Annotated in this window: 9 protein-coding genes; 7 read left to right on the top strand and 2 right to left on the bottom strand. The window is 72.9% G+C overall.

Features of this window, described 5'->3' with window-relative positions; genetic code table 11:
* Positions 1–65 precede the first annotated feature (65 nt).
* Positions 66–1,856, bottom strand: coding sequence for an acyl-CoA dehydrogenase C-terminal domain-containing protein (locus tag ACEN96_RS07380; protein ID WP_495587389.1), 1,791 nt, complete (start codon positions 1,854–1,856; stop codon positions 66–68).
* A 53-nt stretch (positions 1,857–1,909) separates the two neighbouring features.
* Entirely contained in the window at positions 1,910–2,656 is a 747-nt protein-coding gene (locus tag ACEN96_RS07375; RefSeq protein WP_495587388.1) for a TetR/AcrR family transcriptional regulator, read from the bottom strand.
* A 271-nt stretch (positions 2,657–2,927) separates the two neighbouring features.
* Between ACEN96_RS07375 and ACEN96_RS07370 the strand changes: the two genes are divergently transcribed.
* Genes ACEN96_RS07370 through ACEN96_RS07340 form a run of 7 tightly spaced genes read left to right on the top strand, consistent with a single transcriptional unit; the run spans position 2,928 to position 13,129 of the window.
* Positions 2,928–3,416: a chemotaxis protein CheW gene (locus ACEN96_RS07370; RefSeq protein WP_495587387.1), complete on the top strand. Its 489-nt coding sequence runs from the start codon at positions 2,928–2,930 to the stop codon at positions 3,414–3,416.
* On the top strand, positions 3,413–4,798 hold the full coding sequence (locus ACEN96_RS07365) for a CheR family methyltransferase (RefSeq protein ID WP_495587386.1): 1,386 nt from the start codon (positions 3,413–3,415) through the stop codon (positions 4,796–4,798). Before ACEN96_RS07370 ends, ACEN96_RS07365 begins: the two co-directional genes overlap by 4 nt.
* Positions 4,795–5,367, top strand: coding sequence for a chemotaxis protein CheW (locus ACEN96_RS07360; protein ID WP_495587385.1), 573 nt, complete (start codon positions 4,795–4,797; stop codon positions 5,365–5,367). The genes ACEN96_RS07365 and ACEN96_RS07360 overlap by 4 nt, the downstream gene beginning before the upstream one ends.
* 12 nt (positions 5,368–5,379) lie before the next feature.
* Entirely contained in the window at positions 5,380–6,840 is a 1,461-nt protein-coding gene (locus tag ACEN96_RS07355) for a CHASE3 domain-containing protein (RefSeq protein ID WP_495587384.1), read from the top strand.
* Positions 6,841–6,882: 42 nt separating this feature from the next.
* Positions 6,883–9,003, top strand: a complete 2,121-nt coding sequence (locus ACEN96_RS07350; protein ID WP_495587383.1) for a hybrid sensor histidine kinase/response regulator — start codon at positions 6,883–6,885, stop codon at positions 9,001–9,003.
* Positions 9,000–10,142 (top strand): chemotaxis-specific protein-glutamate methyltransferase CheB, encoded by a 1,143-nt coding sequence (gene cheB / locus ACEN96_RS07345; protein ID WP_495587382.1) that lies wholly within the window; start codon positions 9,000–9,002, stop codon positions 10,140–10,142. Before ACEN96_RS07350 ends, cheB begins: the two co-directional genes overlap by 4 nt.
* The gene (locus ACEN96_RS07340) at positions 10,139–13,129 is read left to right on the top strand and encodes a response regulator (RefSeq protein ID WP_495587381.1); all 2,991 of its coding nucleotides are present in this window, start codon (positions 10,139–10,141) and stop codon (positions 13,127–13,129) included. Before cheB ends, ACEN96_RS07340 begins: the two co-directional genes overlap by 4 nt.
* Positions 13,130–13,179 lie beyond the last annotated feature (50 nt).

Genomic DNA, 13,179 nt, shown 5'->3' with positions numbered 1-13,179 from the left:
CTTCCGTGTTGTAGGGAGGGGTGAACGCGGGCGCCCCGCTCGAGGGGGCGCCCGTGACGCCGTTTTTAGAACAGCGCTTCGTCCATTTCCATCAGCGGGCTCAATCCCGCGCGCGCGGTGCGGATCAGGCTCGCGGTCTCGGGCAGCAGCTTGGCGAAGTAGAAGCGCGCCGTCGCCAGCTTGGCGGTGTAGAACGGATCGCCGCCGTCCTTCTTCTCCAGCGCCAGCTTGGCCATGCGCGCCCACATGTAGGCGAAGCACAGGTGACCCACGACGCGCAGGTAGTCCACCGCGGCGGCGCCGACTTCATCGGGGTTCTGGAAGGCCTTCATGCCGATCTCGGTGGTCAGCTTGGTGACCTTGTCGCCGATGTCGGCCAGCGGGTTGATGAACTCCTGCATCGCCTCGCTGGTGCCCTCTTCCTCGACGAACTCGGCGATCTTCTTGCCGAACTTCTTCAGCGTCGCGCCGTTGTTGCCCAGGATCTTGCGGCCCAGCAGGTCCAGCGACTGCACGGTGTTCGTGCCCTCGTAGGTCATGTTGATGCGCGAGTCGCGGACGAACTGCTCCATGCCCCACTCGTGGATGTAGCCGTGGCCGCCATACACCTGCATGCAGTGCGAGGTCGCGATCCAGGCGTTGTCCGAGATGAAGGCCTTGATGATCGGCGTCAGCAGCGCGACCTCGTCCTCGCAGGCCTTGGCCTCGTCGGCGTCGTCGCTGGCCAGCGCCTTGTCCAGCTGCAGCGCCACGTAGGCCGACAGCGCGCGGCCGCCTTCGGCGTAGGCGCGCGCGGTCAGCAGCATCTTGCGCACATCGGGGTGCACGATGATCGGATCGGCCGGCTTGTCCGGCGCCTTGGGGCCCGACAGCGCGCGCATCTGGATGCGGTCCTTGGCGTAGACGACGGCGTTCTGGTACGCCACTTCCGTCAGACCCAGCGACTGGTTGCCCACGCCCAGGCGGGCGGCGTTCATCATCACGAACATCGCCTGCAGGCCCTTGTTGGGCTGGCCGACCAGCGTGCCGACGGCGCCGTCCAGCACGATCTGCGCGGTGGCGTTGCCGTGGATGCCCATCTTGTGCTCCAGGCCGCCGCAGTACACCGGGTTGCGCTCGCCCAGCGAGCCGTCGGCGTTGACGTTGAACTTGGGCACGATGAACAGCGAGATGCCCTTGGAGCCGGCCGGAGCGTCCGGCAGGCGCGCCAGCACCAGGTGGACGATGTTCTCGGCCAGGTCGTGCTCGCCGGCGGAGATGAAGATCTTCTGGCCGGTGATCTTGTAGGTGCCGTCGCCCTGCGGCTCGGCCTTGGAGCGCAGCAGGCCCAGGTCGGTGCCGCAGTGCGGCTCGGTCAGGCACATCGTGCCGGTCCACTCGCCGGAGGTCAGCTTGGGCAGGTAGGTGGACTTCTGCTCCGGCGTGCCGTGCGCGTGCAGCGCCTCGTAGGCGCCGTGGCTCAGGCCCGGGTACATGGTCCAGGCCTGGTTGGCCGAGTTCATCATCTCGTACATGAACTGGTTGACCAGCACCGGCAGGCCCTGGCCGCCGTATTCCGGATCGCAGGAGAGCGCGGGCCAGCCGCCCTCGACATACTGCGCGTAGGCTTCCTTGAAGCCCTTGGGCGCCTTCACCTCATGGGTGGTCTTGTCCAGCGTGCAGCCTTCCAGGTCGCCCGACAGGTTGATCGGGGCCAGCACCTCGGCCGCGAACTTGCCGCCCTCTTCCAGCACCGCGTTGATGGTGTCCTCGTCGACCTCGGCATGCGCGGGGAGCAGCTTCAGCTCGTCGACCGCGTGCAGCAGCTCGTGCAGCACGAACTTCATGTCGCGCAGGGGCGGGTTGTACTGAGGCATGAGGAACTCCTGATGGTGGTTCTATGGGTGGAATGGGAGAGACCTGACCCCGCTCAGGCGCGCTTGCGTCCGGCGGGGGCCGCCGCTGCCGCGGCGGGTTTGGGTTGCCGCGCCAGGGCATCGGCCTTGCGGCCGGCCGGCGTGGCGAAGCTGTCGAGGATGCGCTCCAGGCCCGTGCGGGCTCGCGCCAGCGCGCCGGGGCTGCGCAGGAAGCGCGCATCGTGATGCAGCGAGAGGATCAGGCCATGCATCTCGAACAGGACCTGGTCGGGATCGGCATCGGGCGCCAGGTGGCCGCACTCCTGCGCCAGCAGGATGGCCTTGCGGATCGCGGCATGCCAGTCGCGCACCATGGCCACCAGCGCGTCACGCACCGGGCCGGGCCGGTCATCGAATTCCACCGCGCCGCTGATGTAGATGCAGCCCGAGTCCACCTCGACCGAAGTGCGGTGCACCCAGCGCTCGAACAGCGCGCGCAGGCGCGGCAGGCCGCGCGGCTGGCGGATCGCGGTGAAGAAGACTTCCTCTTCGAACTTGGCGTGATACTCGCGCACCACCGCGATCTGCAGTTCCTCGCGCGAGCCGAAATGCGCGAACACGCCGGACTTGCTCATCTTCGTCACATCGGCCAATGCGCCGATGGACAGGCCCTCCAGCCCCATGTGCGAGGCCAGCCCCAGCGCCGCGTCCAGGATCGCGGCGCGGGTCTGGGCGCCCTTCTGGAGCGAGCGCGTGCCGCGGCGCGCCCCAGGGACGGCGGGAGCGGCGGGCTTGGCGGCGGTGGCGGAGGTGGTGGACACGATGCCCGGAATAATAAAACGAACGATCGTTCTATTTTGATCAGTTCCGGGTCGGAATGGCAATCCTTGACCACCCTTTTTTAGTGGCGATGACCTAAAAGACAAGGAGCGGAGGCGGCGGTCGCCAACATGCGTCAAGGGTTTACCCGAACCCGGCGTCACGGCCTTCTCTGCGACCCTGGACGACTCGCGGGCGCCCTGGCGAATGACCTTCGGCAACGCCTGCCCGCCTGACGCCGGCATAGACTGGCGCAAACAGGGAGCCGGAAGGATGCACAAGCCATCGAGTGGCGTGGTTCGAGTCCTGGTGTGCCGGGTGCAGTCCCGGCTCTGCGGCCTGCCGCTGGAGGCGGTCGAGGAAGCGCTGCGTCCGCAGCCGCTGAGACCGCTGGCGGCGCCCGTGGTCCACGTGCCGGGCCTGGCGCGCATCCGCGGCGACTGGCTCCCGGTGGTGGACCTGGCGGGCCTGCTCGGCATGAACGGCGCCGCGCCCGCCGCGCGCTACGTGGTCGTGCGCGTGGGCGAACGCCGCGTCGCGCTCGCGGTGGCCGAGGTGCTCGGCCTGCACGAACTTCCCTTCTCCGAGCTGCGCGCCCTGCCCCCGTTGCTGCGCGATCGCGGGCATGGCGCGGTCGCCGCGCTGGCCGAACGCGACGACGAGCTGGTGGCCGTGCTCGACCAGGGCCGCCTGCTGCCTGACGAACTGCTCGGCCACGCCGCGGCGCCGCTGGCGCCGGCCCAGGCGGGAGCCGCCTCATGACGCGCGCGGGGCCGCCCGACGCCGCGCCGCCGACGCCGCTTCTGTCGCGCCTGCGCGGGCTGCTCGCCGCGCGGCTGGGCCTGCAGTTCGACGACCGTCAGGACGACCGCTTGAGCGCGGCGCTCGGACGCGCCGCCGGCGATGCGGGCCCGGAGCGCTTCCTCGATCAGATGGAACTGGCACCGACGCGGGCCGGCCTGGACGCGCTCGCGGCCGAGCTGACGGTCGGCGAGACCTTCTTCTTCCGCCATCCCGAGCAGCTGGACGCGCTGCGGGTCGAACTGCTGCCGTCGCTGGTGCGCGGCCTGCCGCCGGGCGGGCGGCTGCGCGTGCTGTCCGCCGGCTGCGCCACCGGCGAGGAGGCCTACACGCTGGCGATCACGCTGCATCGCGCGGGCCTGCAGGCGCAGGGCATCGATTGGGAGGTGCTGGCGCTGGACGTGAATCCGGCGGCGCTGGCGCGCGCGGCGGCGGCGCGCTATGGCGAATGGAGCCTGCGCGCCACGCCGCCCGAGTTGCGCGAGCTCTGGTTCCGGCGTGCCGGCAACAACGGCAATGACGGCGACCGCGAGTGGACGCCGCTTCCTTCCATCCGCGAGCGGGTGCGCTTCGAGCTGCGCCAGCTGGGCCAGCCCGACGCCGCGTTCTGGACGCCGGACCGCTTCGACGTCATCTTCTGCCGCAATGTGCTGATGTATCTGGAGCCGGCCGCGCTGCGGCAGGCGATCCGCCACCTGACCGGCTCGCTGGCGCCGGGCGGCGCGTTGTTCCTGGGCCATGCCGAGACGCTGCGCGGCCAGACCCAGGCGCGCGCGGCCGGCCTGACGCTGCGGCAATCGCACGGCTGCTTCTTCTACCGGCGCGAAAGCCCCGGCGCGCCGCCCGCCTGGCCCTTCCCGTGGGCGGCACCCGCGCCGGCCGCCGAGACCCCGACGCCGCTTCCCTCGCCCGCGCCCGGACCGGACGCCGGCGCGGACCAGGCCCTGCTCGACGAGGCCTTGCTGCTGGTGGAGGCCGGTCAGCTCGAGGATGGCCTGCGCGCCTGCGCGCGGCTGATCGCGCCGCGCACGCCCGCCGCGCTGCAGGCCGACGTGCTGTTCCTGCAGGGACTCGCGATGGAGGAGCGCGGCCAGCTGCCCGCCGCCGAGTGGCATCACCAGCGCGCGGCGGCCAAGGACGCCGCCTTCGCGCTGCCGCACCTGCGGCTGGGCCTGCTCGCGCGGCGCCGCGGCGAGCTCGTCGCCGCGCGGCGCGAGCTGCGGCGCGCGCTCGAGCTGCTGGACGGCGAGTCCGCCGAGCGGCTGCGCCGCTTCGGCGGCGGTTTCGAACGCGATGACCTGCGGCGCCTGTGCCGCGACGAGATCCAGGAGGTCCGGTCATGACGGAAGCGACCCGCATGAGGCTGCGCGACTGGCGCGAGGCCTTCGACCGCTCGTTCGCCGAGCCCTTGCGCCAGCGCGAGGACGAGGCCGCGCTCGACGTGCTGGGCATACGGATTGCCGGCGACCCGTTCGCCCTGAACCTGGCCGACCTGGCCGGACTGACACCCGCCATGCCACACGCCCCCTATCCGGCCACCGCTCCGGGACTGCTCGGACTCGCCGGCCATCAGGGCCAGGTCTTGCCGCTCTACGACCTGCAGGCGCTGATCGGCCGCGGCCCGGCGGCGGCGCCGCGCTGGTGGGTGATCGCGCGGGCCGCGCCGCTGGCGCTGGCCTTCGAGGGCTTCGACGGCCAATGGCGCCTGGCGCCCGGCGACCGGCTGCAGCAGAGCGACGCCACCGGCACCGGCTGGGCCGTGCGCTGCGGCGGCGCGCTGCGGCCGCTGATCGAGCTTGAAGGCGTGATCGCCGCGATCGCGGGCGGGCAGCTGGATGCCGCCGCCTACGCGGACCGCGCCGCGGCGCCGACGACAACGACCATGACGACCGCCGGCCGCGCCGGCCGATGACAGGGAGCACCCATGTGGACCTTCGCAAGAAAGCTGACGGTGGGATTCGCGCTGTCCTTCGCGCTGCTGATGCTGATCGGCGCGCTGGCCTACCGCAGCGTCGACATCCTGACGCAGAACAGCTACCAGGTCACCCGCACGCATGCCGCGGTGACCCACATCACCAGCCTGCTCAGCCTGATGAAGGACGCGGAGACCTCGCAGCGCGGCTACCTGCTGACGGGCGAGGAAAGCTACCTCGAGCCTTATCGCGGGGTCCTGGCCAACCTGCCGCGGATGATGTCGGAACTCAAGCCGCTGCTGCGCGACAGCCCGGCGCAGCAGGCCCGCTTCGAGCAGGCGAGCGCGATGATCGACGGCCTGATGGCGATGCACAAGGACCGCATCGAGACCCGGCGCGTCGACGGCCTGGAGGCCGCCATCCGCAACGTCAAGCTGGGCGAGGGCAAGCGGCGCATGGACGAGCTGCGCACCGTGGTCACCCAGATGGAGGATGAGGAGACCGAGTTGCTGCGCGAGCGCGCCAAGGAGGTCGAGGCCACCGCCAGCGGCGTGCGCCAGACCATCGTCTGGGGCACGATCGCCGGCGCGCTGCTGGTGCTGGCGGCGGCGCTGACGCTCAGCCGCGCGCTGAGCGGCCAGGTCGGCACGGCGGTGAAGCACGTGCAGCGCTCGTCGGCCGAGCTGCAGGCCGCCGCCAACCAGCAGGCCGCCGGCGCGCGCGAGACCGCGACCTCGATGACCGAGATCTCGACCACCATTTCCGAGCTGCTGGCCACCTCGCGCCAGATCGCCGACAGCGCGCAGCGCGTGGTCGGCATCGCCGAGCAGACCGCCAGCTTCGCGCGCGGCGGCGATGGCACGCTGCAGGCGGCGCGCGAAACCACCGCCGCGATGCGGCGCCAGAGCGACCTGGTGGTGGACCACATGCTGGACCTGGGCCGCAAGTCGCAGCAGATCGGCGTGGTGCTGGACCTGGTGGGCGAACTGGCCGAGCAGACCAACATCCTGGCGATCAACGCCACCATCGAGGCCACCGTGGCGGGCGACGCGGGCCGGCGCTTCAGCGTCGTGGCGGACGAGATCCGCAAGCTCGCCGACCGGATGACCGCCTCGACCAAGGAGATCCGCGCGCAGATCGACGACGTGCGCGGCGCGGTCAACACGACGGTGATGGCCACGGAGACCGGCTCCAAGGCGGTGGACGCGGGCGCGCGCCAGTTCGACGACGTCGCGGCGACGTTCAACCGCATCGCCGGCCTGGTGGTGACGACCACCGACGCGGCGCGCGAGATCGAGCTGTCCACCAAGCAGCAGGCAACCGCCGTCGAGCAGCTCAACGTGGCGCTGTCCAACACCGCGCAGGCCTCGCGCGAGACCGAGGCCAGTTCCGGCCAGACCTCGCAGACGGCGACCGAGCTGGCCGAGATGTCGCGCGACCTGCTGCGCCTGGTGCAGGCCCAGCCGGCCTGAGCGGCGCCCTTCCACCCGTTCAACCCCGACGACCCCGCGCCCGTGGCCAAGGACCCTTACCGCTTCTTCCGCGTCGAAGCCCGCGATCTGCTGCGCCAGATGAGCGAGGCCGTGCTCGCCGCGGAGCAGGGACCCGTGCCCGACCTCGCGCCGCGGATGCTGCGCCTGGCCCACACGCTCAAGGGCGCGGCGAGCGTCGTGCGCCAGCCCGGCATCGCGGCGCAGGCGCACGCGATCGAGGACCTGCTCACGCCGCTGCGCGACAGCGGCGAGGCGCCCGACCGCGCCGGCATCGACGCGCTGCTGGCGCTGATCGACGCGGCCGGCGACGCGATCTCGGCCCTGGACGCGCCAGCGGCCGCGGCCGCTCCGGTGTCCGCGGGGCCCTCGCCGGCGCGGGATGCCGGAGGTCCCGCGGGGGTGCCGGGTCCGAGCGATGGGCCGTCATCGGCGTCAGGCGCGGGCGGGCCGCGGCCGGCGGGCCCTGACCGCGCCGCGGAGGAGCCCGGCGACGACCCCATCACCGGCCTGCTCGCCGTGCCGCAGCTGCTGCCGGAGGAGCTCGATGGCCTGCTTGGCGACATCGCGCGCACGCAAGGCCACCTCGCGCCGATCGAGCGCGCCGCGGCGATGCTGCGCGAGTTGCGCGGCACGCTGTCGGGCCAGCAGGAACTGCTCGCCGGCCCGCTGGCGCGCATCGAGGACCAGATCGAGCGCGGCGCGCGCCAGCTCGCGCGCGAGCTCGTCGCGCTGCGCGATGGCGCCGAGCAGCTGCGGCTGCTGCCCGCGTCGCAGCTGTTCGCGCCGCTGCAGCGCAGCGCGCGCGACGCGGCGCGCTCGCAGGACAAGCAGGCGCGCCTGACCGGCTCGGGCGGCGACGTGAAGCTGGAGGCGGCGCTCCTGAACGCGGTCGCCGGCGCGCTGGTGCAGATGGTGCGCAACGCCGTCGCGCACGGCATCGAGACGCCGGCCGAGCGCGCCGCCGCCGGCAAGCCGCCGCAGGGACGGATCGAGCTGCGCGTCGAACGGCGCGGCCGCGAGGTGCTGTTCTGCTGCGCCGACGACGGCGCCGGGCTGGACCTGGACGCGCTGCGCCGCACCGCCATCGACAAGGGCATTCCGGGCGCGGCGCGCCTGGACGACGGCGCGCTGATCGAGCGCCTGCTGCGCGGCGGCCTGAGCACCGCGCGGCGCGTGGACGCGCTGGCCGGGCGCGGCGTCGGCATGGACCTGGTGCGCGACACGGCGGACCGCCTCGGCGGCCGCCTGACGCTGCGCAGCCGCCGCGGCGAAGGCACCACGGTCGAGCTCTGCGTGCCGCTGCAGCTGGCGGCGCTGCGCGCGATCCGCGTCTGCGCCGGCATGCTGTCGGCCTGGGTGCCGCTCGATGCCGTCGAGTGCGTGCTGCAGCGCCCGGTGCTGAACGGCTCCCATGTCGCGGTCGGCGACGAGCTGCTGCCGCATCTGTCGCTGGCCGACGCGCTGCGTCCCGGCGATCCGCCCGCGCCGCCGCGATCCGCGCTGGTGCTGCGCGCCGGCGGACAGCGGGCGGCGCTGGGCGTGGACTCGCTCGACGGCGTGACCAGCGTCGTGCTGCGGCCGCCGCCGGCGCTGCTGCCGCCCTCCCCGCTGATCGCCGGACTCGCGCTGGACGCGGCGCGGCAGCCGGTGCCGGTGCTGGCGCCGGACGGCCTCGTGGCCGCGGCGCGCAGCGCCCGCCCGCACGCGGCCCCGCCGCCGCCGCGCACCGGCACCATCCTGGTCATCGACGACTCGCTCACCACGCGCATGCTGGAGCAGAGCATCCTGGAGGCCGCCGGCTATCGCGTGCACATGGCCGCCTCCGCCGAGGACGGACTGGAGGCGGCGCGCCGCGAGCGCTACGCGCTCATCCTGGTCGACGTCGAGATGCCGGGCATGAGCGGCTTCGAGTTCGTCGAGACCATTCGCGGCGACGCGGCGCTGCGCGACATCCCGGCGGTGCTGGTGACCTCGCGCAACGCGCCCGAGGACCTCGCGCGCGGCAAGTCCGCCGGCGCCGACGGCTACATCGTCAAGGGCGAGTTCGCGCAGAACGAGTTCCTCGCGCAGGTCGCGCGGCTGGTGGCGCGCTCGGCGCAGGCCGAAGCGGGCGGCGCGGCGGTCCAAGGAGCGTCCGCATGAGCGGTGGCATCGGCGGCATCGGTGGCATCGGCGGGCTCGGCGGCGCCAGCGCGACCGCGGGGCCGGCCGCGGCCAAGGCGGGACGCCCGCTGCGGGTGCTGGTGGTCGAGGACTCGATCACCGTGCTGGCGCACATCCGCGAGGTGCTGGCCTCGCAGGCCGACATCGAGCTCGTGGGCGAGGCGCATGACGGTGCCCAGGCGGTGGCGCTGTGCCAGCAGCTGCGGCCGGACGTCGTGTCGATGGACATGATGCTGCCCGGCATGGACGGCCAGGCGGCGACCGAGGCCATCATGGCCCACTGCCCGACGCCGATCCTGATCGTGTCCTCGTCGACCAACCGGGGCGAGCTGCTGCGCACCTACGAGGCGCTGGCCGCCGGCGCCGTCGAGGTGCTGGAGAAGCCCGGCGCCGGCATGCCCGAAGGCGAATGGGAGCGCCGGTACCTGACGCTGCTGCGCCTGGTGGCGCGCATCCGCGTGATCACGCATGTGCGCGCGCGCATCAGCGGCCGGCCTTCGGCGCGGCTGCCCGGCGCCCCGCTGACGCCGCGCCGCGCGCTGCTGGCGCTGGGCGCATCCACCGGCGGTCCGGGCGCGCTGATGAAGGTGCTGCAGACGCTGCCGGCGCCGGCGCCGCTGCCGGTGCTGATCGTCATGCACATCAACGCGGTGTTCAGCCGCGGCTTCGCCGAATGGCTGGACGCGCAGACGCCGCACCGCGTGCGCTACGCCCATGGCGGCGAGCGGCTGCACGACCTGGCCGGCCAGGTCGTGCTGGCGCCGCCGGACTCGCACCTGGTGCTGCAGTCCGGCCAGCTGCAGCTCAGCCATGCGCCACCGCGGCACTCGTGCCGGCCGTCGGTGGACGTGCTGTTCGAGTCGCTGGCGCTGGAGATCGGCAGCGGCGTCGCGGCGGCGCTGCTCACCGGCATGGGGCGCGACGGGGCGCAGGGCCTGCTCGCGATCCGGCGCGCGGGAGGCGCGACGCTGGCGCAGGACGAAGCCAGTTCGATGGTCTATGGCATGCCGCGCGAAGCCGCCCAGCTGGGCGCCGCGGAGCGCGTGCTGCCACTGGCCGACATCGGCCCCGCCCTGATGGGCTTGAGCGGTATGGCCTGGGGAGGAGCCCATTCATGAACAAGAGAACTTTCATCGTCGAGGACAGCCTGACGGTCCGGATGGACCTGCGCGAGGCGCTCGAGGACGCCGGCTTCGACTGCGTCGAATGCGCGTCGCTGGCGCAGGCCCGGGCGGCGCTGGCCGCGGGCGTGCCGGCGCTGGTGCTGCTGGACAACCTGCTGCCGGACGGCGACGGCGCCGCCTGGCTGCCCGAGCTGCGCGCCGCGCCGCAGGGCAGCGAGTGCGTGGTGCTGATCCTGTCCAACGCGTCGCAGGCCGGCGACCGGCTACGCGGCCTGGCCCACGGCGCCGACGAGTACGTCGGCAAGCCCTACGACCGCGTCTACGTCGTCGATCGCGCGCGCGAGCTGGTGCGCCAGCGCCAGGCGCGGATGGTGCCGGCGCCGCACGCCGCCTCGGTGCTGCTGATCGACGACAGCGAGACCTTCCGCGAGGCGCTGCGCGAGGCGCTCGAGCCGCAGGGCTATGGCATCCACATGGCCGCGCACGGCGAGGAGGGATTGCGCCAGGCCGCCGCGCTGCGGCCCAACGCGGTGATCGTCGACCAGCACATGCCCGGCATCGATGGCGCGGCGGTGATCCGCCGGCTGCGGCTGGATCCGGCGCTGCGCCACACGCCCTGCCTGCTGCTGACCGCCGACGAGGGGCCGGAGGCGGAGCTGCGCGCGCTGGAGGCCGGCGCCGACGCGTTCGCGCGCAAGCAGGACGATGTCGACCTGATCCTGGCGCGCGTCGGCGCGATGCTGCGCAGCGCCACGGCCAGCCTGCCGGAACAGGGCGCGAGCCTGCTCGGCCCCAAGCGCCTGCTGCTGGTGGACGACAGCGCCAACGTGCTGGCCGAGCTCGGCGCGACGCTGCGCGACGACGGCTTCGACGTGATCGCGGCCGGCAATGGCGAGCAGGCGCTGGAGCTGCTCGCGGTGCAGACCGTGGACGCGGTGCTGCTGGACGTGCAGATGCCGGGCATCGGCGGCCTGGAGACCTGCCGCCGCATCAAGTCCGCGCCCGCGCTGCGCGACATCCCGGTGCTGCTGCTGACGGCCTTCGAGGGGCGCGCGTCGATGCTCGCGGGCCTGGAGGCCGGCGCCGACGATTACGTCGTCAAGGCCAATGGCGAGGTCGAGCTGCTCAAGGCGCGGCTGCGCGCGCAGCTGCGCCGCAAGCAGTTCGAGGACGAGGCGCGCCGCGTCCATGCCGAGCTGCACAACAGCGCGATGGAGGCGGCCGAGGCCCGCGCCGCGCGCGACCTGGCCGACAGCCGCGCCGAGCTGCTGGCCGCGCTGCAGCAGCGCAACGACGCGCTGGAGCAGCTCAATTCGGAGCTCAGCCGCGCCAGCAGCGCCAAGACCGCCTTCCTGTCGACGATGTCGCATGAGCTGCGCACGCCGCTGAACGCGGTGATCGGCTTCGCGCAGCTGATGCGCGACGGCGCCGCCGGACCGGTCAGCGAGCGGCAGGCCGAGTTCTGCAACCACATCCACAACGCCGGGCAGCATCTGCTGTCGCTGGTGAACGACCTGCTGGACATGGCCAAGATCGAGGCCGGCCGCGTCGACCTCGACATCGAGCCCGTCGACCTGGACGAGCTGCTGCGCGACGCGCTGACCATCGTCCAGGAGCGCGCGCGGCTGAACCGCGTCGAGATGAGCTTCATCGGCGTCGGCGGCGGCCAGCGGGTGTGCGTGGACCGGCGGCGGCTGCGGCAGATCATCTACAACCTGCTGTCCAACGCCGCGAAGTTCACGCCCAAGGCGGGGCACATCCGGCTCGAGGCGCGGCGCGTGCCGCGGGCCCGGGCGCGCGAGGCGCTGCCGGGCTTCCCGTCGGGGCGGCGCACCGAGCTGCCCGAAAGCGACTACGACGAGTTCGTCCAGATCAGCGTCACCGACGATGGCATCGGCATTCCGCCGGAGGGGCTGGAGAAGCTGTTCCAGCCCTTCAACCAGATCCGCAACGTGATGACGCACAAGGTCGAGGGCACCGGCCTGGGCCTGGCGACGGTGGCGCGGCTGGTGCAGCTGCACGGCGGCGCGGTGGCGGTGAGCAGCCAGCCCGAGAAGGGCAGTTGCTTCACCTGCTGGCTGCCGTGGCGCGAGCCGGTGATCCCGGACGTCATCCTGCCGGACGAGGCCGGCGCGCGGCCGCTGGCGCTGGTCATCGAGCACAACCGGCAGGCGGCGGCGCTGATGGAGACGCAGCTGAACGCGGCCGGCTTCCGCGTGCGGCATGTCGACTCGGCCGAGGCGGCGCTGGAGCTCGCGCACCAGCTGCGGCCCGCCCTGATCACGCTGGAGGTCAACCTGCCGGGGCTCGATGGCTGGGAGCTGCTGTCGCGGCTGAAGAACCTGCCGGGCTGGGCCCACATCCCGGTGGTGGTGGTGTCGGTGGACGCGGGCCAGGAGGTGGCGCTGTCGCTGGGCGCCTCGGCGGTGCTGCACAAGCCGGTGTCGCGCAAGGCGCTCAGCAAGGAGCTGGAGATGCTCGGCTTCAGGCCGACCGCGACGCGCAAGTTCCTGGTGCTGGCGATCAGCGACGCGCCGGGCGACCTGCAGTCGCTCAGCGCGCACCTGTCGCAGCCGGGGTTCTCGGTGCTGCGCGCGACCGGCGGCAAGGAGGGCATCGAGCTGGCGCGGCGCCATGTGCCCGACCTGATCGTGCTGGACCTGCTGATGACGGAGGTCGATGGCATCGGCGTCGTCGAGGCGCTGCAGCGCGATCCGCTGACGGCGGCGATCCCGGTGATCGTCGTCGCCGCGTCGCAGCTGACGCCGCGCGACCGCGAGCTGCTGAACCGCCATGTGCAGCGCGCGACGCGCGATCCGGCCGCCGCGCCGGCCGGGAATGGCGCCAGCGGCACGAATGGGGCGTCGGCGCCGGCGCCCGGCGTGCGCGCGCCGGCCGGCCCGCAGGGGCATTTCATGGACGAGGTCAAGCGCGCGATCAGCCGCACGAGCTGGGGCGACCTCGATCCGCTGGATGACTGACCTCGCGCGGCGAGGAGGACGCGACCGAACGATGCAAGCGAATGCGACAC

It is taken from the genome of Roseateles sp. Mitsp63 (assembly GCF_059491535.1).
This window is presented reverse-complemented; position numbering and strand designations above follow the sequence as displayed.

Coding starts and splice junctions, on each gene's coding strand:
- ACEN96_RS07365 (WP_495587386.1), top strand. CDS start 3,413: ATGACGCGCGCGGGGCCGCCCGACGCCGCGCCGCCGACGCCGCTTCTG.
- ACEN96_RS07340 (WP_495587381.1), top strand. CDS start 10,139: ATGAACAAGAGAACTTTCATCGTCGAGGACAGCCTGACGGTCCGGATG.
- cheB (WP_495587382.1), top strand. CDS start 9,000: ATGAGCGGTGGCATCGGCGGCATCGGTGGCATCGGCGGGCTCGGCGGC.
- ACEN96_RS07370 (WP_495587387.1), top strand. CDS start 2,928: ATGCACAAGCCATCGAGTGGCGTGGTTCGAGTCCTGGTGTGCCGGGTG.
- ACEN96_RS07355 (WP_495587384.1), top strand. CDS start 5,380: ATGTGGACCTTCGCAAGAAAGCTGACGGTGGGATTCGCGCTGTCCTTC.
- ACEN96_RS07360 (WP_495587385.1), top strand. CDS start 4,795: ATGACGGAAGCGACCCGCATGAGGCTGCGCGACTGGCGCGAGGCCTTC.
- ACEN96_RS07380 (WP_495587389.1), bottom strand. CDS start 1,856: ATGCCTCAGTACAACCCGCCCCTGCGCGACATGAAGTTCGTGCTGCAC.